At 75.1% G+C, this 26,090-nt stretch carries 20 protein-coding genes; 12 read left to right on the forward strand and 8 right to left on the reverse strand.

Annotated elements, in window-relative coordinates:
- The first annotated feature begins 64 nt into the window (after window positions 1-64).
- A complete protein-coding gene (locus tag J4E96_RS02985; protein ID WP_227424315.1) occupies window positions 65-754 on the forward strand; it encodes a general stress protein in 690 nt (229 codons plus the stop codon).
- 62 nt (window positions 755-816) lie between these two features.
- Here J4E96_RS02985 and J4E96_RS02990 read toward each other — a convergent pair whose 3' ends face one another.
- Window positions 817-2,349 (reverse strand): aminopeptidase P family protein, encoded by a 1,533-nt coding sequence (locus J4E96_RS02990; protein ID WP_227424316.1) that lies wholly within the window; start codon window positions 2,347-2,349, stop codon window positions 817-819.
- 62 nt (window positions 2,350-2,411) lie between these two features.
- Here J4E96_RS02990 and J4E96_RS02995 point away from each other — a divergent pair, with 62 nt between their 5' ends.
- The 4 genes from J4E96_RS02995 to J4E96_RS03010 are packed head-to-tail and all read left to right on the forward strand — an operon-like array spanning window position 2,412 to window position 4,855.
- Window positions 2,412-3,254 carry a PHP domain-containing protein gene (locus J4E96_RS02995; protein ID WP_227424317.1) on the forward strand — a complete coding sequence of 281 codons (843 nt, stop codon included), beginning with the start codon at window positions 2,412-2,414 and terminating at the stop codon, window positions 3,252-3,254.
- On the forward strand, window positions 3,251-3,874 hold the full coding sequence (locus J4E96_RS03000; protein WP_227424318.1) for a MarC family protein: 624 nt from the start codon (window positions 3,251-3,253) through the stop codon (window positions 3,872-3,874). The genes J4E96_RS02995 and J4E96_RS03000 overlap by 4 nt, the downstream gene beginning before the upstream one ends.
- Before the next feature lie 55 nt (window positions 3,875-3,929).
- Entirely contained in the window at window positions 3,930-4,409 is a 480-nt protein-coding gene (locus J4E96_RS03005; protein WP_227424319.1) for a tetratricopeptide repeat protein, read from the forward strand.
- Window positions 4,334-4,855 carry a GGDEF domain-containing protein gene (locus tag J4E96_RS03010; RefSeq protein WP_227424320.1) on the forward strand — a complete coding sequence of 174 codons (522 nt, stop codon included), beginning with the start codon at window positions 4,334-4,336 and terminating at the stop codon, window positions 4,853-4,855. The genes J4E96_RS03005 and J4E96_RS03010 overlap by 76 nt, the downstream gene beginning before the upstream one ends.
- A 62-nt stretch (window positions 4,856-4,917) precedes the next feature.
- On the opposite strand, the gene J4E96_RS03015 is transcribed toward J4E96_RS03010, so the two are convergent.
- Complete coding sequence (locus J4E96_RS03015) at window positions 4,918-6,432, reverse strand: HNH endonuclease signature motif containing protein (RefSeq protein WP_227424321.1); 1,515 nt, start codon at window positions 6,430-6,432, stop codon at window positions 4,918-4,920.
- A gap of 192 nt (window positions 6,433-6,624) precedes the next feature.
- Window positions 6,625-8,412, reverse strand: a complete 1,788-nt coding sequence (locus J4E96_RS03020) for a DEAD/DEAH box helicase (protein WP_227424322.1) — start codon at window positions 8,410-8,412, stop codon at window positions 6,625-6,627.
- Between the two features lie 246 nt (window positions 8,413-8,658).
- Between J4E96_RS03020 and J4E96_RS03025 the strand changes: the two genes are divergently transcribed.
- Complete coding sequence (locus J4E96_RS03025) at window positions 8,659-9,384, forward strand: ferritin-like fold-containing protein (RefSeq protein ID WP_227424323.1); 726 nt, start codon at window positions 8,659-8,661, stop codon at window positions 9,382-9,384.
- Between the two features lie 68 nt (window positions 9,385-9,452).
- Here J4E96_RS03025 and J4E96_RS03030 read toward each other — a convergent pair whose 3' ends face one another.
- Entirely contained in the window at window positions 9,453-9,677 is a 225-nt protein-coding gene (locus J4E96_RS03030; RefSeq protein ID WP_227424324.1) for a DUF3107 domain-containing protein, read from the reverse strand.
- 203 nt (window positions 9,678-9,880) lie between these two features.
- Window positions 9,881-10,543 (reverse strand): TetR/AcrR family transcriptional regulator, encoded by a 663-nt coding sequence (locus tag J4E96_RS03035; RefSeq protein ID WP_227424325.1) that lies wholly within the window; start codon window positions 10,541-10,543, stop codon window positions 9,881-9,883.
- A gap of 94 nt (window positions 10,544-10,637) precedes the next feature.
- On the opposite strand from J4E96_RS03035, the gene J4E96_RS03040 reads away from it, so the two are divergent.
- The 3 genes from J4E96_RS03040 (at window position 10,638) to J4E96_RS03050 (ending at window position 17,799) form a co-directional block, all read left to right on the forward strand.
- Window positions 10,638-14,108, forward strand: a complete 3,471-nt coding sequence (locus J4E96_RS03040) for an ATP-dependent DNA helicase (RefSeq protein WP_227424326.1) — start codon at window positions 10,638-10,640, stop codon at window positions 14,106-14,108.
- Window positions 14,105-17,440, forward strand: coding sequence for an ATP-dependent helicase (locus J4E96_RS03045; RefSeq protein WP_227424327.1), 3,336 nt, complete (start codon window positions 14,105-14,107; stop codon window positions 17,438-17,440). Before J4E96_RS03040 ends, J4E96_RS03045 begins: the two co-directional genes overlap by 4 nt.
- Before the next feature lie 89 nt (window positions 17,441-17,529).
- Window positions 17,530-17,799 (forward strand): DUF4242 domain-containing protein, encoded by a 270-nt coding sequence (locus tag J4E96_RS03050; RefSeq protein WP_227424328.1) that lies wholly within the window; start codon window positions 17,530-17,532, stop codon window positions 17,797-17,799.
- 24 nt (window positions 17,800-17,823) lie between these two features.
- On the opposite strand, the gene J4E96_RS20305 is transcribed toward J4E96_RS03050, so the two are convergent.
- Window positions 17,824-20,775 (reverse strand): helix-turn-helix transcriptional regulator, encoded by a 2,952-nt coding sequence (locus tag J4E96_RS20305; RefSeq protein WP_319637730.1) that lies wholly within the window; start codon window positions 20,773-20,775, stop codon window positions 17,824-17,826.
- Between the two features lie 186 nt (window positions 20,776-20,961).
- Here J4E96_RS20305 and J4E96_RS03065 point away from each other — a divergent pair, with 186 nt between their 5' ends.
- Window positions 20,962-21,198, forward strand: coding sequence for a hypothetical protein (locus tag J4E96_RS03065; protein WP_227424329.1), 237 nt, complete (start codon window positions 20,962-20,964; stop codon window positions 21,196-21,198).
- A 15-nt stretch (window positions 21,199-21,213) separates the two neighbouring features.
- Here the strand turns inward: J4E96_RS03065 and J4E96_RS03070 are convergent, their stop codons facing one another.
- On the reverse strand, window positions 21,214-22,155 hold the full coding sequence (locus J4E96_RS03070) for a macrolide 2'-phosphotransferase (RefSeq protein WP_227424330.1): 942 nt from the start codon (window positions 22,153-22,155) through the stop codon (window positions 21,214-21,216).
- Between the two features lie 77 nt (window positions 22,156-22,232).
- Here J4E96_RS03070 and nudC point away from each other — a divergent pair, with 77 nt between their 5' ends.
- Window positions 22,233-23,246 (forward strand): NAD(+) diphosphatase, encoded by a 1,014-nt coding sequence (nudC, locus tag J4E96_RS03075; protein ID WP_227424331.1) that lies wholly within the window; start codon window positions 22,233-22,235, stop codon window positions 23,244-23,246.
- 134 nt (window positions 23,247-23,380) lie between these two features.
- Here the strand turns inward: nudC and J4E96_RS03080 are convergent, their stop codons facing one another.
- A complete protein-coding gene (locus tag J4E96_RS03080) occupies window positions 23,381-23,638 on the reverse strand; it encodes a mycoredoxin (RefSeq protein ID WP_227424332.1) in 258 nt (85 codons plus the stop codon).
- A 143-nt stretch (window positions 23,639-23,781) separates the two neighbouring features.
- On the opposite strand from J4E96_RS03080, the gene J4E96_RS03085 reads away from it, so the two are divergent.
- Window positions 23,782-25,770, forward strand: coding sequence for an ATP-dependent helicase (locus tag J4E96_RS03085; RefSeq protein ID WP_227424333.1), 1,989 nt, complete (start codon window positions 23,782-23,784; stop codon window positions 25,768-25,770).
- The last annotated feature ends 320 nt before the right edge of the window (window positions 25,771-26,090 follow it).

The following is a 26,090-nucleotide window of genomic DNA, read 5'->3' on the forward strand; positions in this document are numbered from 1 at the left end:
GCCGCGCAACCATCCACAGGTGGCAAGCCTGGCGGCGCCTCGCGGCGTGCGCGAGGATTGCGCCATGTCGTTCACCGGTCGCCCCCGCGTTCCCCCCACCCCCACGTTGCCGAAGGGCGAGCAGATCGCCGTCTACGGCAGCTACCTCGAGGCGCAGCGCGCCGTCGACCACCTGGCGGACAAGCAGTTCCCCGTGCAGCTCGTGACGATCGTGGGCATCGACCTGCGCATGGTCGAGCGCGTCACGGGCCGGCTGTCCTACCCGCGGGTCGCGATCGCGGGCCTCGCGTCCGGCGCGTGGTTCGGGCTGTTCGTCGGGGTGCTGCTGCTGATGTTCTCGGCGGACTCGGCCAGCTTCCCGCTCGTCGCGGCCATCTTCATCGGCGCCGGGTTCGGCATGCTGTTCTCGGTGATCACCTACTCGTTCACGGGCGGCAAGCGGGACTTCACCTCCGCCAGCCAGATCGTCGCCGGCTCGTACTCGGTGCTGTGCGCCGCCGAGCAGGCGCACAAGGCGCGCAACCTGCTCCGTGAGATCGGCGGCACGGTGTCCGGCTGGCCCGGCGCGCAGCCCGCGCCCGCCCGGGCCGCCGCGGTGCAGCCCGCGCCGGCCCAGCCCGCGCCGACGGCCCAGCAGGCGCCGCCGCCCACGGCCTACCCGGTGCACCCGCCGCTGGCCGCGAACCCGCAGGACACCGGCCCGGTCGCCCCGACCGAGCCGCCGACGCAGCCGCCAGCGCCGCCGCAGTCCTGACGGCGCGGGCCGGTGCTGAGCCGGCCCGCCCGTCAGTCCCCGCCGCGGCAGTCCTCGCCGCGTCAGTCCGTCAGCAGCGTGGCCATCCAGGCCTCGACGTCCTCGGGGCGGCGCGGCAGCGCGGCCGAGAGGTTCTCGTTGCCGGTCGCGGTCACGAGCACGTCGTCCTCGATGCGCACCCCGATGCCGCGGTACTCCGCGGGCACGCCGACGTCGTCGGCCTTGAAGTACAGGCCCGGCTCGATCGTGAAGACCATGCCCGGCTCGAGCGTCGCGTCGAGGTACATCTCGCGGCGCGCGAGCGCGCAGTCGTGCACGTCGAGGCCGAGGTGGTGGCTCGTGCCGTGCACCATCCAGCGGCGGTGGAACTGGCCCTCGGCCGAGAGCGACTCTTCGGCCGTGCCCGGCAGCAGCCCCCACTGGCCGAGCCGGTCGGCGATGACCTCCATCGCGGCGGCGTGCACGTCCCGGAACTTCGCGCCGGGCACCGCGACGGCGAAGGCGGCGTCGGCGGCGTCGAGCACGGCCGTGTAGACCTTGCGCTGGACGTCGGTGTACGTGCCGTCGACGGGCAGGGTGCGCGTCACGTCGGCGGTGTAGAGCGAGTCGACCTCGATGCCGGCGTCGACGAGCACGAGCTCGCCGGAGCGGACCTGGCCGTCGTTGCGCGTCCAGTGCAGCGTCGTGGCGTGCTCGCCCGCGGCCGCGATCGTGTCGTAGCCGACGGCGTTGCCCTCGAGCCGCGCGTGCGCCCCGAACGTGCCCTCGATGACGCGCTCGCCGCGCGTGTGCTCGACGGCGACGGGCAGCTCGCGGACGACCTTGGCGAAGCCGACGATCGTCTCGTCGACCGCGTGCCGCAGCTGGTCGATCTCGTAGGCGTCCTTGACGAGCCGCAGCTCGGACAGGGCCTCGGCGAGCAACTCGTCGCGCTGGCCCGAGTCCTCGGCCGCGCGGATCTCCTCGACCACGGACTCGATCGCCTCGTCCGCACCGGGCACGACCACGAGGTGCACCCCGCCCGCGCCGACGTCCTTGCCGAGCGCGTCGCGCAGGTCGTCGATGTGCGCGGTCCGGATCCCGGTGACGGTCGCGACGTCGGCGAGCGTCGGGCGCGCGCCGACCCAGAACTCCCCGTAGCGCGAGTCCGAGTAGAACTCCTCGGTGTCGCGCCCGGCCAGCGGCCGGAAGTACAGCACCGCGGTGTGCGCGCCGCCGTCGTCGCCCGCGCCGTCGGCGGCCGGGTGCAGCACCAGCACGGCGTCGGGTTCCTGCTCGGTGCCCAGGCCGGTCAGGTGTGCGAAGGCCGAGTGCGGGCGGAACGCGTAGTCGCAGTCGTTGCTGCGGACCTTGAACGAGCCGGCCGGCACGACGAGGCGCTCGCCCGGGAACTGCGCGGACAGGCGCGCGCGGCGCGCGGCGGTGAACGGCGCCGCCGGGCCGGCGGGCAGGTCGAGCTCGACGCGCGGTCCCCAGCCGGTGGTGATGAACTTCTTGAAGGCGTCCGACGCCGGCCGCTGGGACCGGTTGTCACCGCGGCTCGCGTTCGGCTGCGCGGCGGTGGCCGCGGCGGGGGTCTGTATGGGTTCGGTCATGCCCCCAGTCTCCCACCGGCCACCCGCGCGGCCGATGGCCGGCCAGCGCCTACCCTTAGCCAGTGCTGATAGACCTCCATACCCACTCGCGCGCCTCCGACGGGACGGACGCACCCGCGGCCGTCGTCGCCGCCGCGGCCGCGGCCGGGCTCGGGGTCGTCGCCCTCACCGACCACGACACGACGGCCGGCTGGGCCGAGGCCGCCCTCGCGGCGGCCGAGACCGGCGTCACGGTGGTCCGCGGGACCGAGGTGTCCGCGCGCGCCCGCGGCATCAGCGTCCACCTGCTCAGCTACCTGCAGGACCCGGCACACCCCGCGCTGCTGGTCGAGCTGACGCGCACGCGCTCCGCGCGCCTGGACCGCGCCCGGACGATGGTCGAGCTGCTCGGGCCGGACTTCGGGCTGACCTGGGCCGACGTCGTCGCGCAGACCCTGCCCGACACGACGATCGGGCGCCCGCACATCGCGGACGCGCTCGTCGCGCGCGGCGTCGTCGCCGACCGGACCGCCGCGTTCGCGACGATGCTCGTGCCCCGCTCGAAGTACTACGTGCCGCACTACGCGCCCGACGTGCTCGCCGCCATCGGCGCCGTCCGGGCCGCTGGCGGGGTGCCGGTGTTCGCGCACCCGGGCGCGCTCGAGCGCGGCCGCGTCGTCTCCGACGCGACGATCGAGGCGATGGCCGACGCCGGTCTCGCGGGCCTCGAGGTGCACCATCGCGACCATTCGCCGGAGCAGGTCGCCCGGCTGACCGCGCTCGCGGATCGCCTCGGGCTCCTGGCGACCGGCTCGAGCGACTACCACGGGGCCGGCAAACCGAATCGACTGGGTGAGAACGTGACAGACCGTGCGGTGTTCGACGCGATCGAGGAGCAGGGCCGGACGGCGGTGGTCCGGCCATGAGCGGGGTGTTCGACGCTCGACTGTTCTCCGAGGTCTTCATCACGCTCTTCGTGATCATGGACCCGCCCGGGATCGTCCCGATCTTCCTCGGCCTGACGAGCGCGATGACGGCCAAGCAGCGCAACCGGGCCGCGCGGCAGGCGATCCTCGTGGCGTTCGGGGTCATCCTGTCGTTCGCGATCTTCGGCCAGCAGCTGCTCACCTACATGCACATCTCGATGGCGGCGCTGCAGGCCTCGGGCGGCCTACTCCTGCTCCTGATCGCGATGGAGCTGCTCACCGGCAAGTCCGAGGAGCCGGTGCCGTCGGGCAACACGGGCGTCAACGTCGCGATGGTGCCGCTCGGCACACCCCTGCTGGCCGGGCCGGGCGCGATCGTCGCGATCATGGTCGCGGTGCAGAGCTCGGACAAGTCGACCGCCGACTGGGTCTCGATCTCGCTCGCGGTCGTCGGCGTGCACATCGCACTCTGGCTCGCGATGCGCTTCTCGAACGTGATCCGCCGCGTGCTGCGCGACTCCGGCACGATCCTGTTCACGCGGATCGCCGGCCTGCTGCTCGCCGCGATCGCCGTGCAGCTGGTGGCCGACGCGATCCGCGCCTTCATCGAGACGCCGTAGCCGTTCCGGCTGCCGGCGCCGCGAGGGGCCGCTCACCCTCCGTTCTTCTCACGCCGTGCCCACGGTCGACGATAGGGAGGTCGTGGACGCAACCGGCGACCCCGACCTGAGCGCGCGGCTCGAGCCCGCCGCCGACGAGAACCCGGACGGCTCCGCGATGTGCCTGGTCACCCTCGCCGAGGTCTACCGGGCGCTGGGCCGGGCCGACCGCGCGCAGCGGGCCATCGACCAGTGCCGCGTGCTGTGCGAGCGGTACGGGTTGCCGCGGTGGGCGGCGGAGGTCTCGCGCGAGCAGGCCGAGATCTGTGCGGCGACCGGCGACTACCGCGGCGCCTTCGAGGCGTACCGGGAGTACCACCGCCAGTTCGAGGTGCTCGGCACCAGCGCGAACGACGCGCGGGGCCGGATGCTCGAGGTCATGTTCCAGGCGACCGACGCTCGCCGGGAGAGCGGTACCGCGTGCTCGCCGAGCAGGACCCGCTCACGGGGCTCTACAACCGCCGGTATGTCGACGCGCAGCTCAGCCTCGCGCTGATGCGCCTGCGGGACGGCGGGCCGGAGCTCGCCATCGCGATGATCGACCTCGACCACTTCAAGCGGGTCAACGACCGGTTCTCGCACGAGGTCGGCGACGACGTGCTCCGCGAGCTCGGCGAGCTGCTCAGCCGGTGTGCCGACGCGGTCCGCGGCGGCGTCGCGGCGCGGATCGGCGGCGAGGAGTTTCTCGTCATCCTGCCGGGCACCGATCGCGCCGCCGCGCGCACGTGCTTCGAGGCGCCGCGGCGCGAGATCGCCGACCGCGACTGGGCGCCGATCGCTGCCGGCCTCGCCGTGACGGCGAGCATCGGCGTGGTTTCGGCGCCCGGCGACGGGCAGCGCAGCTCGGCGTTGCTGCGCCTCGCGGACGAGCGCCTGTACGCCGCCAAGGCCGCCGGCCGCAACATCGTGATCGCCGACGGCGCGGACGAGACCAGCCGCTAGACGACTCATTCCAAGGGTTCGCCGGTCGTAGGCGTCTAGATCGTTCGGTGGGAGGCCCCGGCTCAGAAGGGTGGGTCGTCGGGCTGGGGTGTGTGCAACCAGGGCCGGTCGGGTGGCGGCGGGTCGGGGTTGACGTCGGTGGCTGGTCGCTTGTAGCGGTGCTTGGTCGGTGAGGTCCACCACGTGTCGCCGGTGGCGGTGTCGAGGTCGGGGTGCCAGCCGCCGTAGGTCTTGGCCCGGTGATGGTGACGACACAGCGAGTGGACGTTCTCCGCGCAGGTCTGCCCGCCAAGGTCGGGGTGGTCGTGGTCGTAGGGGTCGCGGTGGTCCAGGTCGCACCGCCACGCCGGCATCCGGCACCCCACGAACGTGCACGTTGTGTCCCGGGCCAGGACGGTGCCGGTCAGGTCGGCGCCGGGCCGGTACCCGCGCGGCCCGATCCCGGTCACGCACCCGGTGGCGGGGTCGGTGAAGATCCGCCGCCACGTCGCGTCCGCCGCGATCGCCCGCACCAGATCCGCCGGGATCGGCCCGTACCCGGCCAGCTCCCCGGGCACCTCATCCAACCCCAACAACGTCGTGGCCGCGGCGACGACCTGCAGGTGCGGTCGACGCCCCTGCTCCGTCTTCAAGCTTCCGCCCGGCAGCGCGGTGGTGGGGGCGATGCCGTTGTCGAGGATGTCGGTGCAGAGGTCGGTCAGGGCGTCCGCGCGCCGCGCCGCCACACCGCGTGGGTCGGCGGGGTCCGCGGACGCGGCGATCGCGTCGATCGCGGTGAACACGGTCATCGCGTCCTTGGCGGGTAGGTATGCGGTCAACCACGCCATCACCCCCGGCGCCGGCGCGACCCGCACATACCTGTCCGCGGCGTCGCGGGCGTGGCGTTCGGCCACGGCGGCCGGGTTCACGGTCAGCTCGACCTTGCGCAGGCGCGCCTTCAACGCCGGCACCGTCAACCCCGCCGCGACCGGCAGCACCTTGTCCAGGACGGCGGCGGCCGCGTCGTCGTCGAGGTGCTCGACGCCGTCGACCAGGGCGGTGGCCTTGCGGTGATCGATCACCCCGGCCGCCAACGCCTCATTCACCGCGGGCCACGCCTGCAGCGAGGTGCCGAGGCTGACCTTTGCCTCCGCCACCGACCGGGACATCACCAGCACCGACGCGACCTCATCACCCACGAACTCACCCAACCGCTGCGCGTCCCGGCGGCGGGCCAGCTCGGCGATCATCTCGCCCTGCCGCGCCGCGGCGAGTGAGGTGACGCGTTCCCAGGCGGCGATCGCCTCGATCAACACCGCATCATGCACATCCCCCGGGCACAGACCCTCGAGCAGGTCCACCAGCGGCGAGCCGGGCGCCTGTTCCATCAACGCGGCGGACAACGCGATTTGATCGATCGGCCCCGCTATGCAGGACCCCGCCGCCGCGGCCTGCGCCAACGCCGCTCCCGCCTCCGCGAACACCCGCCCAAGCAACACCCCGAACGCCACATCCACCGAGACCGATGAGGCGCCCGCGACCGCCAGCCCGGCCCCCGCCGGGACCCCGGTCACCTCGTCATCGCTCGCTTCGAACATGTGTACAGACTAGGACGGACCACCCACACGCACCCCACCCCGCAACCCGCCCTGTGCACAGACCCACCACACGTGCACGCAGACAAAGGTCCGGCCGCCGCGCGCACCGTGAGGGTGTGCGCAGCGGCCGGACCCGGTGCGTGCTGCGAGCGCCGACTCGCGGCGGCGCCTCCTGCTACTCCTGCGGGGCGGCTACTGCTGCGGGGCCGCCGCCGGCGTGGTGTCGGCGGCGCTGCGCGTGCGGCGGTTGCGACGGCGGCGGGGGCGCTCGCCCGCGTCGTCGCCGGTCGGCGCGGAGCTCGCCGGAGCGGTCACCGTCGGCGCTGCGTTCGAGGCGCCGGCGGTCGCGGACTGGTTGCGCGTGGCGTCGGACGTCGCGTCGCCGCGCCGCGTGCGCGTGCGGGCGCCCTCGGCGCGGGCCTCGCCGGTCCGCTCGCCGCGGCCGCTGGCCTTCGGCTCGGCGGTGCGCTCGGGCCGGGCCGTGTGGGCCTCGCCCGTCCGCTCGCCGCGGTCGGACCGGTCGGACCGGTCGGACCGCTCGCCGCGCTCGGGCCGACCGCCGGAGCGACCGTGCCCGCCGCGGCCGGAGTCGCGCCCGCCCGAGCCGCCGTGCCCGGCGTCGTGCCCGCCGCTGCTGCCGTGCTTCTTGCCGGTCTCGCCGAGGTCCTCGAGCACCTCCGCGCCGAGCCCGGCGCGCACGCGCTCGGCCTTGGGCAGCGTGCCCTTGGTGCCGACCGGGATGTCGAGGTCGGTGTACAGGTGCTCGGAGCTCGAGTACGTCTCCACCGGGACCGGGATCCCGAGGCCGAGGGCCTTGTTGATCATTCCCCAGCGCGGCATGTCGTCCCAGTCGACGAACGTGACGGCGGTGCCCTTCTTGCCCGCGCGCCCCGTGCGACCGGTGCGGTGCAGGTAGATCTTGTCGTCCTCGGTGCACTGGTAGTTGATGACGTGCGTGACGTCCTCGACGTCGATGCCGCGCGCGGCGACGTCGGTCGCGACGAGCACGTCGACCTTGCCGTTGCGGAACGCGCGCAGCGCCTGCTCGCGGGCGCCCTGGCCGAGGTCGCCGTGGATCGCGCCGGCCGCGAAGCCGCGGGCGACGAGCTCGTCGGCGACCTTCGCGCAGGTCCGCTTGGTGCGGGCGAAGACGATCGTGAGGCCGCGGCCGCGCGCCTGCAGGATCCGGGCGAGCACCTCGACCTTGTCCATCGCGTGGGCGCGGTACACGACCTGCTTGGTGTTCTTGACGGTCGCGCCGGCGTCGTCGGGGTCGTTCGCGCGGATGTGCGTCGGCTGCGTCATGTACCGGCGGGCCATGGCGACGACGGCGCCCGGCATGGTCGCGGAGAACAGCATCGTGTGGCGCGAGGCCGGGGTGCTCGCGAGCAGGCGCTCGACGTCGGGCAGGAAGCCGAGGTCGAGCATCTCGTCGGCCTCGTCGAGCACGACGCACTGGACGCGCGACAGGTCGAGCAGGCCCTGGTTGAGCAGGTCGATCATGCGCCCGGGGGTGCCGACGACGACCTCGACGCCGGCGTTGAGGGCGTTGACCTGCGGCTCGTACGCGCGGCCGCCGTAGACGGCGAGCACGCGGACGCTGCGCTTGGTGGAGGCGGTGGCGAGGTCGCGCGCGACCTGGACCGCGAGCTCGCGGGTCGGCAGGACGACGAGCGCCTGCGGCTTGCCGGGGGCCGGCAGCTCGTCGTAGCCGGCCTCGCCGGGCGAGACGACGCGGTGCAGCAGCGGGACGCCGAAGCCGAGGGTCTTGCCGGTTCCGGTCTTGGCCTGGCCGATGATGTCGTGGCCGGCGAGCGCGACGGGAAGGGTCATCGCCTGGATCGCGAACGGGTGCGTGATGCCCACGTCGGCGAGGGCCGCGACGATCTCGGGGCGGATGTCGAAGTCCGCGAAGGACGGGTTGGTGGCCTGGACGCTGCTGGACGCTGCGCTCTCGGGCTGGATCTCGGTCGTGGTCATCGTCGATGCCTCACGTGCTCGCCAGAGAAGAGGCCGCGCGCTGCCCCGGGGCGGCTGTCCGGAGCGGACGCCGCCGGTTCGGGGAGCGGGCCTCATCACTGAGGGTTGGCCGGCAGCCGGACGTGAATATTCACTGCCTCGGCAGGCTCAAGCGAGCCGCTGGGCGATGCGGTCGAGACGACCGGGCAACCGATGTACGCCCCTATGGTATCGGACCCGCCACCGACCCGGGGTTAGGCTTACTGGATGACTGCTGTGACGACGTCGTCCATGCTCGCCGTCGATCGATCGGACGAGCTCACGCTCCTCGGATTGGTCGGACAGCTCGAGCTCGTCGCGTTCACGCGGCTCGCCGAGGACTCGGCGCTCGCGCCGAACCTCGACCAGACCCTGCGCCTGGCGCGGTTCTCCGCCGGCGCGGTCGCGCGGCTCGAGCGCATCTTCGCCCGGATCACCGAGCTCGGCGGCTCGCCGCAGACGGAGGTCGCGCGCTTCGCGCACGTGATGGACGACTTCGACGCCCGGACGCCGTCGAGCAACTGGTGGGAGCGCCTGCTCAAGGCGTACGTCGGGTATGGCGTCGCGGACGACTTCTGCAAGGCGGCCGCCGCGGGTCTCGACGACGCGACCTCCTCGCTCGTCAACGAGGTGCTCGACGGAACGAGCCACGCCGACCTCGTCGTGGCCGAGCTCGCGGCCGCCGGCGCAGACGACCCGGTGCTCCGCGCGCGCCTGGCGCTGTGGGGCCGGCGCCTGGTCGGCGAGGCGCTCGGCGTCGTGCAGTGCCTCGTGCAGGGCCAGCCCGGCCTGGCCCGCCTCGTCTCCGGCGGCGCGGGCGAGCCCGACGGCCCCCTCGCGCAGGCGGCCTCCGCCGCCGAGGACGACGCCGCGGCGCCCGCGGCCGCGCATCTGTTCGGCCAGCTCACGGCCGAGCACACGCACCGGATGGCGCGGCTCAGCCTCAGCTCGTAGCCAGGCACAGCGCAGCCGCCCGGTCGCGGGGCGGCCGGGCGGCTGGAGTGCTGGGTCGAGCTGGTGCGTCAGATCGTGCCGAAGCCGACCTTGCGCTGCTCCTCGGAGCCGATCTCCACGTACCCGATGGACGCGGTGGGGACGAAGATCCGCCGACCGCGGCTGTCCTTGAGCTCCAGGGTGGTGGTGCCCGCGAGCGCGGCCGCGACGAGCGCAGCGATCTCGTCTGCGGTCTGGTCGGACTCGAGCACCAGCTCGCGGGGCAGGTTCTGCACGCCGATCGTGATCTCCACGGTCACTTCTCTCCCTCGGTTCGTCCCAGCGTCCCGGCCGACTTCACCGGAGAGCGGCCCGGTTCGCGCCGCCTTGCTCACGCGATCCGGCCCGCAGTCCGCAGGCTCGCCGTCATCCTAATCTGGCCGAACGGGCCGCACCGCGCCGGATCGGCCCACTCTGCCAGGGGCGTAACGCGCGCCGACGCGCGGCCCCCGGGGCCTCAGAGCGTCGCGTCGTAGTCGTAGTCGGCCCGCACCAGGCCCGCGACGCCGCCCCAGGCGAGCCGGGCGATGAGGTCGGCCGCCTCCTCCACCGTGAGCCCGGTCTCCGAGCGCAGCCGGCTCGTCGCCCCGCTCTCGGCCATCCCGATGAGGGTGGCCGCCAGCAGTGCCGTCTGCGGGGCCGGCAGGCCGGTGAACTCGGCGAGGACGCGGGCGATGCCCCGGGCGGCCTCGGACCCGGCGAGCTCGACGCGGGCCCGGACCGCGGCGTCGTGCGTCACGTCCGACTCGAACAGGAGGCTGGACGACTGGCCGGCGCCCTCGACGAACTCGAAGTACGTCCGCACGATCGCGTGCACCACCGCGCGGCCGTCGCCGGGCCGGACCGGTCCGTGCACGACCGGGCCGAGCGCGAGCTCGACGGCGCCGAGCAGCTCCGCCCCGCGCGCGTCGATCACCGCGAGGTACAGGTCGAGCTTGGACGGGAAGTGCCGGTACAGGACGGGCTTGGAGACCTCGGCCCGGTCGGCGATGTCGTCCATCGAGACGTGGTGGAAGCCCTCGAGCGAGAACAGCTCCTGGGCGACGGCGAGCACCTGCGCGCGCCGGGCGTCCCTGGGCATGCGCCGGCCGCGGATGCGCTCGACTTCCGGGGTCGCCATGGGCCGATGGTAGCCACGCGATGTCACGACCACGTGACGGGGGTGCGACCGGCCGCGGCGGGGTTTGTCGGTGGCGCGTGGTGGGATTCATGCCGTGACCCGCCCGAGCCCTACCGCCGCTGCCCAGCTGCGGCTCGCGCCGCCGGCGCGCGGCGACCGGACGGGGCGGGCGGGCTCGGGCGGTGGCTCGCGCGGCGGCGTCGTCCTCGACGCGAGCCAGCAAGCCGTCGTCGACGAGGTCGCGACGCCGGGCGGGACCGGCGCGCTGCTCGTGCTCGGCGCCCCGGGCACGGGCAAGACCACCACGCTGCTCGAGGCCGTCGCGACCGCGAGCGAGACCCTCGGGCTCGCCCCCGACGACGTCCTGGTGCTCGCCGCGACGCGACGGGCGGCGGCCGACCTGCGCGACGGGCTCGCGGCGCGGCTGCCCCGCACCTCGGGGCAGCCGATGGTCCGCACCGCCGCCGCGGCCGCATTCGCCGTCCTCACGCGGCGCGCCGCCCAGCTCGGCGAGCCGGCCCCGACGCTCATCTCGGGCCCGGAGCAGGACCTGCTGCTCGCCGAGCTGCTCGCGGGGCACGCAGCGGGCGACGGGGTGCGGCTCGACTGGCCGCCGTCGGTCCCCGCCGCGGTGCTGGCGGTCCGGGCGTTCCGCGACGAGCTCCGCGACCTGCTGATGCGGGCGGCCGAGCGCGGCCTCACTCCGGCCGACCTCGCCGCGCTCGGCGAGCGCGCAGGGCGGCCTGAGTGGGTGGCCGCGGGGCGGCTGTACCGCGAGTACCTCGACGTGACCGTGCTGCGCCAGGTGACCCCGGACTCCGGCGCCCGCTTCGACCCGGCCGTCGTCGTCGACGAGGCGGCCGAGGTGCTGGCCGACTGGGAGCGCGAGGTGCCCGGCAGCCCCCGGCCGCGCTGGCGCCTCGTCGTGGTCGACGACCACCAGGAGAGCACGGCGGCGACGGCGCGCCTGCTGCGGGTCCTGGCCGACGACGGCGCACGCCTCGTCCTGTTCGCCGACCCGGACGTCGCGGTCCAGGCGTTCCGCGGCGCGGCGCCGACCCTCGTCGGCCGTGCGACCGTCGCCGGCGGCGGGCTCGGCGAGTTGGGCGCGGAGCAGCTCGTGCTGGGCACGGCCTGGCGCCAGGGCGCCGAGCTGCGCGCGGTGACGGCCGCGGTGACGCAGGAGATCGGCTCGGTCGGCGCGGTCCGGCACCGGCGCGCGGTGGCGCGTCCGGGCGAGGCTCCGGCGTCGGACGTGGGCGCGCTGGCGGCCGGTACGGACGCGCCGGCGGCCGGTGCGCGCGAGTCGGCGCCGGTGCGGGTCGCGCTGCTGCCGACGGCCGCGCAGGAGGCCGCGTACGTCGCGCACGCCCTGCGCTCGGCCCATCTGGAGCGTGGCATCGGCTGGGACGAGATGGCGGTGATCGCCCGGTCCGGCGGCCAGGTGTCCGCGATGCGGCGCTCGCTCGCCGCCGCCTCGGTCCCGGTCGCCGCGGGCGCGAGCGACCTGCCGCTGCGGGACGAGCCGGCCGTGCGCCCGCTGCTGCTGGCCCTGCGCTGCGCGCTCCAGGGCGACGGGCTGCAGAGTGACTTACGCCAGGGTGACGCGCCGCAGCGCGACGCGAGCCAGCGCGACGCTCTCGACCCCGAGGCCGCCGTCGGGCTGCTCGCGTCGGCCCTCGGCGGGATGGACGCGGTCGCGCTGCGGCGGCTGCGGCGCGCGCTGCGCGCGGAGGAGCTCGCGGGCGGCGGCGGCCGATCGAGCGACGCGCTGCTGGTCGAGCTGCTCGGCGACCCCGCCCGCACCGCCTCGCTCCCGCCCGCGGTCCGCCGCGGCCCGCACCGGCTCGCGCGGGTGCTCGCGGCCGGCCGCGCGGCGGCGGCCGGGCCGGGCGCGAACGCCCAGACGGTGCTGTGGGCGCTGTGGTCCACGGCCGAGCTCGCGCCCGGGTGGAGCCGGTCCGCGCTCGCGGGCGGCGCGGCCGGGGCGCGCGCCGACCGTGACCTCGACGCCGTGCTCGCGCTGTTCCGGGCGGCCGAGACGTTCGTGGACCGCCAGCCCCAGGCGTCTGCTCGCGCGTTCGTGGACTACCTGCAGTCGCAGGACCTGCCCTCGGACAGCCTCGCCGCGCGGGCCGCCGGCCGCGACCGCGTCGCCGTCCTGACGCCCGCGGGCGCGGCCGGTCGGGAGTGGGAGCTCGTGGTCGTCGTCGGGGTCCAGGAGGGCACCTGGCCCGACCTGCGGCTGCGGGACTCGCTGCTGGGCGCGGCCGCGCTGGTCGAGCTGGTCGCCGGCCGGACGCCCGAGGCCGCGGGGACGGGCACGGGCGAGCCGGCGCGGGCCGCGGCGGGCGCGGGGCCGCAGGCGCGCGCCGCGGTGCTCGCGGACGAGCTGCGTTCGTTTGCGCTCGCGACCTCTCGGGCGACCTCAGCGCTGCTCGTCACCGCGGTCGCGGACGCCGACGAGCAGCCGTCTGCGTTCGTCGACCTCGTGCAGCGGCCCGAGGCCGCCGCCGGGGATGGCATCGCGGGCGACAACGCTGCGGGCGATGACGACGCCGCCGCCGAGGACGAGGACGTCGACCCGCGCCTGGTGACCGCCCCCGCGCCGATGGACCTGCGCGGGCTGGTCGGCGCGCTGCGGTCGCAGCTCGAGGAGAGCGTGACGCCGACCGACGGCGCCCCTGACCGTGGCGCCGCCCGGTTGTTGGCCGACCTCGCACGCGCCGACGTGCCCGGCGCCGACCCGCGTGAGTGGTACGGCCTGGCCGACGTCTCGAGCGACACCCCGCTGTGGTCGGCGGACGAGAAGGTCCCGGTCTCCCCGTCGAAGGCCGAGACCGTCTCGACCTGCGCGCTGCGCTGGGCGCTGGAGTCGGCCGGCGGCACGGCCGCGGACGGCACGAGCCAGACCCTCGGCACCCTCGTGCACTCGATCGCCGAGCACCTGCCGGACGGGACCGAGGGCGAGCTCCTGAGCGAGCTCGACCGGCGCTGGCCCGAGCTCGGCCTGCGCGACGGCTGGCCCGCCGTCGCCGAGCGCCGCCGCGCCGACCGGATGGTCCGCCGGCTCGCCGAGTACCTCAAGGGCGCGGGCGAGGTGCTCCTGCGCGAGGCGCCGTTCAGCCTCGAGCTCGACCGGGCGCTGCTGCGCGGCGTGGTCGACCGGGTCGAGCGCGTCGGCGCGGACGCGGTGCAGATCGTCGACCTCAAGACCGGCAAGCGCGCGCCCAGCGCGGCCGACACGGTCGAGAACCCGCAGCTCGGTGCCTACCAGCTCGCCGTCGACGGCGGCGCGTTCGACGGCCTCGCGCCCGGCACCCGCAGCGCGGGCGCGCAGCTCGTGTTCGTCTCCGACATCGGCAAGGGCCCCACGGTGCGGGCCCAGGGCGCGCTCGGCCCCGACAGCGCCGACGAGCCGTCGTGGGCGCGCACGATGATCGACGGTGTCGCGACCACGATGGCCGCGTCGGCGTTCACCGCGTGCGTGAACGACCTGTGCTCGATGTGCCCGGTGCGCACGAGCTGCCCCGCGCACGTCGAGGGCCGGCAGGTGGTCGAATGACCCTGTCCGCGCGCCGGATCGCCGACCTCCTCGGCCGGGACGCCCCCACCCCCGACCAGGTCGAGATCATCGAGGCGCCGCTCGAGCCGATGCTCGTAGTCGCCGGGGCCGGGTCCGGCAAGACCGAGACGATGGCCGCGCGCGTCGTCTGGCTGATCGCAAACGGCCTGGTCGCGCCCGAGCAGGTGCTCGGCCTGACGTTCACGCGCAAGGCCGCGGGCGAGCTCGGCGACCGGGTCCGCCGCCGGCTGCGGCGGCTCGCCCCGCACCTCGCGAGCTCCGGCGTGCTCGCCGGGTACGCCGCCGGTGGCCGCGCCGGGCTGGACCTCGCGCGCCCGACGGTCGCGACCTACAACTCCTACGCCGCGTCGCTGGTGACCGACCACGCGCTGCGGCTCGGGCTCGAGCCCGCCGCGCGCCTCATCGGCGACGCCGGGCAGTGGCAGCTCGCGACCGACGTGGTCGAGACCTGGGCGCAGGACCTCGACACGGACGCCGCGACGTCGACCGTCGTGCAGGCCGTGCTCGCGCTGTCCGGCGCGCTCGCCGAGCACCTGCTCGACCCCGCCGAGGCCGGCGACCAGATCGAGGACCTGCTCGAGGAGCTGGCGAACGTCCCCGCGACGCCGGGCAAGGTCGGGCCGTACGCGGCGACGGCCAAGCTGCTGGGGTCGCTCGCCGAGCGGCGCCGCGTGCTCGACCTCGTGGTGGAGTACCGCCGGCGCAAGCGCGCCGACGACGTGATGGACTTCGGCGACCAGGTCGAGATCGCCGCGCGGCTGGCCCGCGAGGTCGAGGCGGTCCGGGTGAGCGAGCGGGCACGGTTCACCGTCGTGCTGCTCGACGAGTACCAGGACACCTCGCATGCGCAGCTCGAGCTGCTGTCCGCGCTGTTCGGCGCGGGCCACCCCGTCACCGCCGTCGGGGACCCGCACCAGTCGATCTACGGCTGGCGGGGCGCGAGCGCGGGCGGGCTCGCGCGGTTCCCGGAGCGGTTCCCGGTGCTCGACGCCGCCGGCGCGGCCCAGCCCGCGCCCGTGCGGTACCTGTCCACCTCGTGGCGCAACGACCGCGCGATCCTCGCCGCCGCCAACCTCGTCGCCGGGCCGCTGCGCACGCGCACCGACGGGTCGGCGGGCCTCGTGCGGGTCCCGCGGCTTGAGGCGCACCCCGGGGCCGGCCCGGGCGAGGTCCAGGCGCGGTATGCGTCGACCGTCGAGGAGGAGGCCGACGCCGTCGCGCGCTTCATCGCCGACCGGTGGCGGCCCGCGGGCCGCGGGCCGGCGCGAGTGGCCGCGTCGACGCGGGTGACCGCGGCGGTGCTGTGCCGCAAGCGGTCCCAGTTCGACGCCCTCGAGTCGGCGCTACGCGCCGCGGGGCTGCCGGTCGAGGTCGTCGGGCTCGGCGGGCTGCTGCAGACGCCCGAGGTGCTGGACCTCGTCGCGACGCTCCTGGTCGCGCACGACCCGTCCCGCGGCGACGCGCTCGTCCGGCTGCTGACCGGCGCGCGGACCCGGCTCGGGATCGCCGACCTGCACGCCCTCGCGGCCTGGGCGACCGAGCTCGCGGACACGCGCGGCGGCCCGCCGCGGCCGCGCCAGGCGACGGCGCTCGCGGACAGCGAGGTGCAGGAGCGCGACGACGTCGTGCTCGAGGGCGACGTCGTCGACGAGCGCAGCATCGTCGACGCGCTCGACGACCTGCCCCGCCGCGGCTGGCGGAGCCGGACCGGGCGCGAGCTCACCGACGCCGCCCACGAGCGGCTGCGGGACCTCGCGGACCTGCTGCGCACCCTCCGCTCGCACACCTACCTGTCCCTGCCCGAGCTCGTCGGGGAGGCGGAGCGGCTGCTCGGCCTCGACATCGAGGTCGCCTCCCGGCCCGGGGTGAGCCCCGGCCGGGCCCGCGCGCAGCTCGACGCGTTCCGGGACGTCGCGGTCCAGTTCTCGGCGGGCGCGGACCTGCCGACGCTCGGCGCGTTCCTGGCCTGGATCGACGCCGCGGCCAACGAGGAGCGCGGCCTCGACCGGCCCGTCACGGAGCCCGACCCGGACGCCGTCCAGCTCATCACGGTGCACGCGGCCAAGGGCCTCGAGTGGGACGTCGTCGCGGTGCCCGGGCTCACCGACGGCGTGCTGCCCATGACCTCGACCGCCGCGCCCGGCGGGCCGAAGGCGAGCGGCTGGCTCACCGGACTCGGGGTGCTGCCCTACGCGCTGCGCGGCGACGCGGCCGACCTGCCGGCGCTGGATGTCGCGGCCGCCGTCGACCAGAAGGACCTCGAGCGGTGCCGCGAGCAGCTGCGCCGCGACATCGGCGCGCACGAGGTCGCCGAGGAGCGGCGGCTCGCGTACGTCGCGCTCACCCGCGCCCGGCACGCGCTGCTGCTGACCGGCTCGTGGTGGCGCGACCGCAAGACCCCGCAGCCGGCGTCGCTGTTCCTCGCGGAGCTGGTCGACGCCGGGCTGGTCGCGACCGACGGCTGGGCGGACGCCCCGGAGTCCGGCGCGCCGAACCCGCGCACGGCGTCGGCCCGGACCGCGGCCTGGCCCACCGACCCGTTCGGGGCCGGGCCGCGGCGCGCGCACGTCCAGGCGGCGGCCGCCGCCGTCGAGGCCGAACGCGCCGCCGAGCTCGCGGGGCAGCCGGCGCCCGTGCCGTCGGACCTGACCCGCACGGCCCGGCTGCTGCTCGCCGAGCGCGCCCGCGTGGCCACCCCGGACCTCGAGGTCGCGCTCCCGGCGCACCTGTCGGCGTCGTCGGTGGTGCGGCTCGCGGCCGACCCGCAGGCGTTCGCACACGGCCTGCGCCGACCCGTCCCGCTCGAGCCGACCTCGGCCGCCCGGCGAGGCACCGCCTTCCACGCGTGGGTCGAGCGGTACTTCGACTCCGCGTCGCTGCTCGACGTCGAGACGCTCCCGGGCGCCGACGACGACGCGGACGCCGCGAGCGGCCCGCTCGCCGACCTGCGCGCCGGTTTCCTCGCGTCGTCGTGGGCGGCGCGCACGCCGGTCGCGGTCGAGGTCGACATCGAGACGCCCGTCGCGGGGTACGTGCTGCGCTGCCGGATCGACGCGGTGTTCCCGACCCCGGGCGGCGGCGTCGTCGTCGTGGACTGGAAGACGGGGCGCCCGCCTGCCGACGCCGCCGCGGCGCGCACCCGCGAGATCCAGCTCGCGGTCTACCGGCTCGCCTGGTCGCGCTGGTCGGGGCTCCCGCTCGAGCGTGTGGACGCGGCCTTCTGCTACGTCGCGTCGGGGGAGACCGTCACGCCCGCGCGGCTGCTCGGGGCGGGGGAGATCGAGGAGCTGCTGGTCGGGCTGACGGCTTGAGGGCCGGACGCCTGGAGAGCAGACGGACGGTGCTGGGCATTGCGGCGTCGCGCGAGTAGCGTGATTCCCCAACGAGTTGAGGGGAACCGATGCCCACCTACATCATCGAGCGGAACTACGTCGATCAACTCGAGATCAGCCCGGAGGTCGCCGCGCGGCTCCGGCCGCTCAACGATGCCGCGGGCGTGCGGTGGCTCTACTCGTTTCTGTCGCTCGACAAGCGCCGGACGTACTGCCTCTACGAGGCCGTCTCGGCGGACGCGATCCGGCGCGCCGCTGTCTTGGCGGGCCTGCCCGCCGACGTGATCGTCGAGGTCACCGGCCGCATCTCGCCCGAGGGCGTGCTGTCGCCGATCTGACGGACCGCCGGCAGCCGCTCGCCGTCAGCCAACCAGACCCGCCGTCGCGGCGTACCGCGCTGCCTGGGTCCGGTTCGCCGCCCCGGTCTTCTGCAGGATGCTGCGGACATGGTTGGCGGCCGTGTTCTCCGCGATGAAGAGGCTGCGGGCGATCTGCCGATTGCTGAAACCCTGCGCAACGAGCCCGAGCACCTCCAGTTCGCGCGCGCTGAGGCCGGCCGGGCGCGGCGCCTCCGCCCGACCCGGTGCGGCCGCGGTTCCGGCGGTGGTCCCGGCACGGCCAACCTCAGCCGGCAGGATCGCGCGGGTCCGGGTCAGGCCAAGGCGCTCGCACAGCGCCGCGGCGTCGCGGGTCAGCCGGCGCTCGAGCGCGGGGTCGCTGCCGGTCCGATGCAGGTGCGCCGCCCACTCCGCGAGCGTCTGCGCCTGGTGCACCGGGGCCTGCATCCGGGTGTCCATCTCAAGGGCGGACGCGAACCAGTCGTCGGGCCGGTCCCGGCCGAGCAGGGAGTCCACCGCGCCGAGGTAGCGGTCCGCGCTTCCGAACACCGCCACGAACGGGCCGTTCAGGAGGTTGAATCCCGCGTACTCGACCAGGTGCGGGCGCAGCTGGTCGGCGGCAGCCGCGTCCTTGAGCGCCAGAGCCGCTTCAACGAGAAACGCGAGCACGCCGGTCCAGTCGGCGGAGGCGCGGTACACGCTCAGGTCCTCGCTCAGGAGCTTGCCCAGCAGGGTGGCGGCGGCCGCGGTCAGCCCGAGCTCGGTGTAGAGGGAGAGCAGCCCCGGTCCCCACCGCTGCGCGGCGATCTCGTCGCCGGTGACTAGGGGACGGATCTGCTCGAGCCCGCCGGTCTCACGGCGGAGCATGTACATCTGCACGCCGTACGGCCCGTCGGTGTTGCTCAGGTCGAGCAGCGCGCCGCGCTCCAGCAGCAGCGTGCTGGTGGCCTCCGCCGCCGCAAACTCGCCGGCCATGAACTGCCGGGCGTGGGTCGCGCAGTCGCTCAGCAGCGTCCAGTACTCGTCACCGGTGGTGTGGGCGGTGCGCAGCAGGTCCGCGCGGGCCGCGGCCAGGCCTGCAGCATCACCGAGGACGTACGACATCGTGGCCCGGTGGTACGCCGAGGGGCCTAGGTGGTGAAGGTCACCGGTCCGCTCGGCGACGAGGCGGAGCTCGTGCGCGAGGTCCAGGTCCGGGTGCACGCCCAAGGCCGAGGCGGTGGGGTGCAGCGGGTGCTGCAGGCACGCCTGGAGCGCGTCCGCGAGCACGCCGTCGTCGCCGAGCGCGCGAGCGAGCCCGACCGCGCGGGTGCCGACGGCGCTCGCCTCCTCGTGCGCCCCGGTGTAGCCGAGGGCTCGCCCTAGGCTGGCCAGGGCCTGGACATAGAGCGGGTCGGCCGGGTCGTGCTCGACCTCCCGCAGCCCCCGGCTTAACAGCTCCGCCGCGACGAAGGCCCATTCGCCGGTGCGAAAGCTCGCGGCCTCGTATCCGACCGCGGCCCGGAGGCGCTGGCGATCGCTGCCGGATGCGGCGACGTGTTCGTTGAGCTCCCGGGCGCGGGTGTAGTCGCCGTTGAGCAGGAAGCTGCGGGCGGCCGTCAGGCGGAGGTCGTCGGCCTCGACCTGGCCGGTGGCCACCGCGGCCGCCCGCTCGAACAGCTGCGCGGCCTCGCTGTGCGCGAGGGCCCGGTCGGCTTGCCGGGCGGCCTCGCTGAGGTAGCGGACCGCCTGGTCCACGTACCCCAGCGCCGTGCAGCTCGCGTAGTGGTGGGCCAGCCGCTGCACGCGCAACGGTGTGCCGACCTGCGCCTCGAGCACCCGGGCGACGCGCTCGTGCGTGCGGACCACGAGCGAGGGCGCCATCAGGTCGAGCACCGCCTGCCGCGCGAGTGCGTGCGGGAACCGTAGGAGGCCGGCGGACCGCGGAACCGACTCGAGCAGCCCGAGGGCTACCGCCGTGTCGAGGCCCGCCAGGATCCGGTCCGGGGCGGCGTCGACGACGGCGAGCAGCAGCGCGATCTCGACGTTCTCGCCGACCACGGCGGCCACGTCCAGGACGTGGCGCTGCTCCGCCGCGACGCCGGCCAGGCGGGACTCGACCATCTCGCGGATCGAGTCGGGTGCGCGCAGCCCCGCCGCGCCGAGGGCGCGCACCCCGCCGCGCGTCGCGAGGTCCCGCCAGAGCTCGCGGAGGAAGAACGGGTTCCCGCCGGACTGCGCGTGCAGTACCCGCGCGGCCGCCGTGGACCCGTGGCCCGCGGCGCCCGACTCGAGCCGGAGGTACTCCGCGACGTCGTCCACGTTGAGGGCGCCGAGGCTGACGCGCTCGACGCCGTCTAGGCGACTGAGCCGCGAGATCGCGCCCACGAGCAGGTCGGAGCGGTCCGGCGGGGTGCTCCGGTGGGTCGCGAGCACGAGGAGCGGTACGTCCGGGGTGCGCTGCACTAGGTGGCTGAACAGCCGGAGCGAGGCGGCGCCCGCCCAGTGCAGGTCGTCGAGGGCGAGCACGACGGGGCCGTCGGCGCACGCGGCCACGACGGTCTGGGCCGCAGTGTCGTAGACCTCCCGCTCGTAGTCGCGTCCGGGCAGGCTGCCGGCAGCGCTGATCAGCAGGCCCAGGCGCCGGGCGGTGTCGGTTCGGTCTGCGCCGGCGACGACGAGCCCGCCGGAGTCCACCTCGGCGGCCAAGATCGAGAGCGGATCGACGAGCGGCTCGTACGGGGCACCGAACTCGGCGGCGCAGCTGCCCACGAGGACTGCCGCGCCGAACTCGTGGAACCGTGCCGCGGCGTCGGCGACCAGGCGCGACTTGCCGGCGCCCGGCTCCCCGCCGACGAGGACGACCTGCCGGGCGCCGTCGGCGGCGCGTGCCCACGCCCGGTCGAGCGCGCCCCGCTCGTCCCGCCGCCCCACGAACGCGGGATGCTGCCCGCCCTGCCAGTGCGCGGGCAGTGGTCGATGCCTCCAGGTCGGCATGGAACCGACCGTAGCCGCCGGCCGCGGCCGCGACGAGACCAGCGCGGTAGTCAGATCTGACTAGGCGCTGCCACCCCCAGGCGGCAGGCATTTCCGGTCAGGTGCGCCCCGAAGCCGGGCGGGACGCTCGGAGCAACGAAATCCCCGGGGACCTCCTATCTCCCGGACGACTCACTGGAGGCTGACGTGACCAGGAAACGAGCGGGCGGACGAGTGCTGTGTCTGGTGGCGAGCGTCGCGCTCGTCGCCGGAGCGACGGCGTCGTCGGCGAGCGCCAAGCCCGACGACGGCGGGTTCCCGGACCGGCACATCGTGCAGCGCCACGCGTGCCAGCTCGAGCGGGTCGGCACGCAGTTGGTGCGGTGCGATGACCTCACCGGCGCGGGCAGCCGAGCACCGTCGCACATACCGGTGCAGCATTAGTGCCGTTCACTCAGGTCAGGCGGTCGAGGCCTCGTCCGCGGCGAGCGCCGCGGTGTGCTCGTCGAGCTCGGTGAGCATGAGGACGGCGTCGGCGATGATCTCGGTGTCGCCCGAGCGCACGCCATACAGCAGCCAGCGGGCTAGCGCGAGCTCGCCCGCGAGCAGCGCGCGGTCGGTCAGGTGCGTGTCGGTCAGCTCGGTCCGGCCCAGCTGGTAGGCCTCCATGATCGACTCGACGGCGTCCTGCGGCGCGGCCACGAGCAGCCACGCGAGGTCGTCCGCGGGGTCGGCGACCTTGGCGTCGCCCCAGCCCAGCAGGCCCGTGATCGTCGTCCCGTCGGTCAGCACGTGCTCGGCCGTGAGGTCGCCGTGCACGACCGTCGGCTGGAACCGCCACATCGCGACGTCCTCGAGCTGGGCCTCCCAGCGGCGCAGCAGCGTCGGGGGAACCTTGCCGGTTCGCGCGGCCTCGTCGACCTCGGCGAGCCGGCGCTCGCGGTACGTGGCGGCGTCGTAGGTGGGCAGCCCGACGCCCTCGATGAGCTCGACGGGCAGCTGGTGCACGGCCGCGAGGGCGCGCCCGAGCGATGCGGCCAGGCCCGGGCCCGGCTCGAGCGCCTCGAGGCGCAGCGGACGCCCGACGAGCTGGGCATGCACGACGGCGCGGCCCCCCTCGGGCAGGTGCGCGAAGCCGGCGGGCCGCGGCACGGCGAACGGCAGGTGGTTGGTGTCGACGTGCACGCCGATGGCCTCGAGCAGCGCGATCTCCGCCTCGAGCGCCGCGCCGGCGGCGGGCCGCACGGGCGCGCGGACGACCCAGCGCTTGCGCGCGGCGTCGATCACGACGGCGACGTCGAAGTCCGCGTTGGGGTGCGCCGGCTGCCTGACATCACAGGCGTCGAAGCCCGGGATCGCGACGGTTGCGAGGGCGGCGAGCGCGAGAGGTGAACGAGACACCACGCCAGAGTAAACGCCACCGGCGGCGGATGGTCGGCCCGGGCCGGGCGTGTCTGACGTCCGCGTACCGTGGGCGCGTGGACTGGACCGACCTGCCCCTTGCCCGAGCGACCGTCGACCGCGCTGCCGAGCGGCGCTCCCAGCCGGACCTCGTCGCGACCCTGCTGGCCGACGCCGCGACCCGGATCGTCCTCGTGCACGGCGGGCTCGTCGCCACGACCAGCCAGGGCCCTGCGCTCACGGACGACCTGCCCGCGCACGACCTGCCCGCGCACGACCTGCCCGCGCACGACCGGCTCGCGCTCGACCTGCTCACGCCGGGCGACGTCGGCCCGCTCGCGCCCGCCGACCGGTGGCTGTTCCTCGGGGCCGACGCCGCGACGTCGTACCTCGCGCTCGTGCTCGCCGCCGGCGCCGCGCCGACCCTGGACGTCGAGGGCTTCCCGGTCGACCCCCGCGCCGACGTGCTCGCGCACCGGGAGTTCTCCCACCTGCGCCAGGTTGGGGCGCTCCTCGGCGGGCGCGACGCCGGGCTCGCCACAACCGCGATCGCGCTCGCGGCCTGGCACGAGACCCACCTGCGCTGCCCGCGCTGCGGCACCGCGACCGACGTGATCCAGGCCGGCTGGGTGCGGCGCTGCCCCGCCGACCTCAGCGAGCACTACCCGCGCACGGACCCGGCGGTGATCATGGCCGTCGTCGACGCCGACGACCGGCTCCTGCTCGGGCACTCCGCCCAGTGGCCCGAGCACCGGATGTCGACGCTGGCCGGCTTCGTCGAGCCCGGCGAGGCGATCGAGCAGTCCGTGCGGCGCGAGGTGGCGGAGGAGGTCGGCGTCACGATCGGCGAGGTCGCCTACCGCGGCAGCCAGCCCTGGCCGTTCCCGGCCTCGCTCATGCTCGCGTTCCGGGCGCAGGCGCTGACCAGCACGATCACGGTCGACGGCGTCGAGATCACCGACGCGCGCTGGTTCACCCGCGCCGAGCTCGCGGCCGCGGCCGCCGCCGGCGAGGTGCTGCTGCCGATGCGGGCGTCGATCGCGCGCGTGCTCATCGAGGAGTGGTTCGGCGGCGCGCTGCCGGACGCCTGAGGGGTGGGGACGCAGCCCGGCTGCGGCGCTGAGATCGTCCATCGCGGTCGAGATCGTCCCTCACGAAGCACGATCTCACCGCGGAAGGACTACCTCGAAGCCGCCCCGTACCCGGGGAGTGGACCTCCGGCGCGTCAGCTCAGGCGGGCGCGGACCTCGGCGAGGGACGGGTTGGTCGCCGACGAGCCGTCCGGGAACACGAGGGTCGGGACGGTCTGGTTGCCGCCGTTGACGCGCTCGACCATCTCGGCGGCGTCCGGGAAGTCCTCGATGTTGACCTCGGTGTACCCGATGCCCGCGGAGTCGAGCTGGCCCTTGAGCCGGCGGCAGTAGCCGCACCACGTCGTCGAGTACATCGTCACGGTGCCGGCCTCGGGGCTCTGCAAGCTCATACCTGAGAATCTCACACCCCCGCGCATCCCACCCGCCGCGCACCGGCAACCTCACCCGTAGCGCACCGGCAACTCCACCCGTCGCGCACCGGCAACCCCGCCCGCGAGCCAGGCAGTGGGTGGCGGCTGGGAGGATTGCCGGGATGTCTGCCGACGAGATTCTCGATGCCCTTGACCCCGACCAGCGCGCCGTGGCCCTCGCCCTCAACGGGCCGGTGTGCGTGCTCGCGGGCGCGGGGACCGGCAAGACCCGCGCGATCACGCACCGGATCGCCTACGGCGTGCGCAGCGGCGTGTACCGGCCCACGACCGTGCTGGCCGTGACCTACACCGCGCGCGCGGCGGGCGAGATGCGCACCCGGCTGCGGGAGCTCGGCGTCGTCGGCGTGCAGGCCCGGACCTTCCACGCGGCCGCGCTGCGCCAGCTCGGGTTCTTCTGGCCGAAGGTCGTCGGCGGGGCGCCGCCGCGCATCCTCGAGCACAAGGCCCCCGTGATCGCCGACGCCGCCAACAGGCTCGGGCTCTCGGTCGACCGCGTCGCGATCCGGGACCTGTCCACCGAGGTCGAGTGGTCGAAGGTCTCGCTCGTCACGGCCGACGACTACGTGCGCGCGACCGCCGCGATCGACCGGCCCGCGCCCGCCGGCTACGACCGGCAGACCGTCGCCCGCCTGATCGCCGGCTACGAGGACGCGAAGACCGAGCGCAACGTCATCGACTTCGAGGACGTCCTGCTCATGCTCGCCGACATGCTCAACACCCGCCGCGACGTCGCGGAGGCCGTCCGCACCCAGTACCGGCACTTCGTGGTGGACGAGTACCAGGACGTCTCGCCGCTGCAGCAGTTCCTGCTCGACCAGTGGCTCGGCGGCCGCGAGGAGCTGTGCGTGGTGGGGGACCCGAGCCAGACCATCTACTCGTTCACCGGCGCGTCGCCGCACCACCTGCTGACCTTCGCCAAGGCCCACCCGAGCGCACAGGTCGTCCGCCTCGTGCGCGACTACCGGTCCACCCCGCAGGTCGTGCAGATCGCGAACCGGCTGCTCGCCCAGCCGGGCCGCCGCGGCGCCCAGGCGCTCCAGCTCGTCGCGCAGCGCCCCGCGGGCCCGCCCGTCGGCTTCACGGCGTACGACGACGACGACGCGGAGGCCGCCGGGATCGCGGCCCGCATCGCCCGGCTGATCGCCGCCGGCACGAAGGCCAGCGAGATCGCCATCCTGTACCGGACCAACGCGCAGTCGGAGGGGTTCGAGCAGGCGCTCACGGAGGCGGGCGTCGGCTTCCTCATCCGCGGCGGCGAGCGGTTCTTCGCGCGCCGCGAGGTGCGCGAGGCGCTCGTGCTGCTGCGCGGCGCCGGTCGCTCCGCGGACGCGGACACCCCGATGCCCGAGGTGGTCCGCGACGTGCTGCTGTCGAACGGCTGGTCGGACCGGCCGCCGGCGGCGCGCGGCGCGGCGCGCGAGCGGTGGGAGTCGATGCAGGCGCTCGTCGGGCTCGCGGACGACCTGTTCACCCGCACGCAGGCGAGCCTGAAGGACCTCGTGGTCGAGCTCGACGAGCGGGCCTCGGCCCAGCACGCCCCCACGGTCGAGGGCGTGACCCTCGCGTCGCTGCACGCGGCCAAGGGGCTCGAGTGGGACGCGGTGTTCCTCGCGGGGATGAGCGAGGGCCTGATGCCGATCTCGCTCGCCGAGACCGACGACGCCGTCGCGGAGGAGCGCCGCCTGCTCTACGTCGGGATCACCCGGGCCCGCGAGCACCTCGAGCTGTCCTACGCGCGCTCGCGCAACCCGGGCGGGCGCGCGTCCCGGCGCCGCACGCACTTCCTGGACGGGCTGTGGCCCGACGACGCCGCGCGCCGCCGCACCGGGATGCCCGCGCATCCGCGCGGCGCGGCGCTGTCGGGCGAGTACGACGTCGAGCTGCTCGAGCGGCTCAAGGGCTGGCGGGCCGAGGTCGCGACCGAGACGGACAAGCCCGCCTACACCGTGCTGGTGGACCGGACCCTCGAGGCGATCGCGGAGGTCCGGCCGGCCTCGATGGCCGAGCTCGCGCAGGTCAAGGGGATCGGCCCGGCGAAGCTCGACAAGTACGGCCCGACACTGCTCGCGCTGTGCACGCGCGGGCGCTGACGACGCTGTGCACGCGAGGGCGCTGACGACGCTGTGCACGCGAGGGCGCTGACGAGGCCCGCGCGGCCCAGAGAAACTGCTCGAGAATCTCGTCGGTTTAATACGTTGTGCCGGCGCGGACGCGTCGCCTACGGTGGACCTGTCCTTGTTGGGGGCACCGCCGCGAGGCGTGGGCCCAAGTCGAAAGGGGGTGGAGCATCGTGAAGAACCGGAATCTGAGTGGCTACGCGACCGACGTCGCGGCCATCTCTCTGCGTTCCCCCGCGCCCATCGCGCGTTCGCAGGGCGGAGCTGTGTCCACGGGCACTCTCGCCTTCGCA

Source organism: Pengzhenrongella sicca (assembly GCF_017569225.1).
In the GTDB taxonomy this organism is placed as follows: Bacteria; Actinomycetota; Actinomycetes; order Actinomycetales; family Cellulomonadaceae; genus Pengzhenrongella; species Pengzhenrongella sicca.

Excerpts from the sequence above, each read along its gene's own strand:
- J4E96_RS03080 (WP_227424332.1), bottom strand. The coding sequence starts at position 23,638 with ATGAGCTTGCAGAGCCCCGAGGCCGGCACCGTGACGATGTACTCGACG.
- J4E96_RS02985 (WP_227424315.1), top strand. The coding sequence starts at position 65 with ATGTCGTTCACCGGTCGCCCCCGCGTTCCCCCCACCCCCACGTTGCCG.
- J4E96_RS20305 (WP_319637730.1), bottom strand. The coding sequence starts at position 20,775 with ATGCCGACCTGGAGGCATCGACCACTGCCCGCGCACTGGCAGGGCGGG.
- J4E96_RS03045 (WP_227424327.1), top strand. The coding sequence starts at position 14,105 with ATGACCCTGTCCGCGCGCCGGATCGCCGACCTCCTCGGCCGGGACGCC.
- J4E96_RS03025 (WP_227424323.1), top strand. The coding sequence starts at position 8,659 with ATGACTGCTGTGACGACGTCGTCCATGCTCGCCGTCGATCGATCGGAC.
- J4E96_RS03050 (WP_227424328.1), top strand. The coding sequence starts at position 17,530 with ATGCCCACCTACATCATCGAGCGGAACTACGTCGATCAACTCGAGATC.
- J4E96_RS02990 (WP_227424316.1), bottom strand. The coding sequence starts at position 2,349 with ATGACCGAACCCATACAGACCCCCGCCGCGGCCACCGCCGCGCAGCCG.
- J4E96_RS03015 (WP_227424321.1), bottom strand. The coding sequence starts at position 6,432 with ATGTTCGAAGCGAGCGATGACGAGGTGACCGGGGTCCCGGCGGGGGCC.
- J4E96_RS03000 (WP_227424318.1), top strand. The coding sequence starts at position 3,251 with ATGAGCGGGGTGTTCGACGCTCGACTGTTCTCCGAGGTCTTCATCACG.
- J4E96_RS03020 (WP_227424322.1), bottom strand. The coding sequence starts at position 8,412 with ATGACCACGACCGAGATCCAGCCCGAGAGCGCAGCGTCCAGCAGCGTC.
- J4E96_RS03085 (WP_227424333.1), top strand. The coding sequence starts at position 23,782 with ATGTCTGCCGACGAGATTCTCGATGCCCTTGACCCCGACCAGCGCGCC.
- J4E96_RS03035 (WP_227424325.1), bottom strand. The coding sequence starts at position 10,543 with ATGGCGACCCCGGAAGTCGAGCGCATCCGCGGCCGGCGCATGCCCAGG.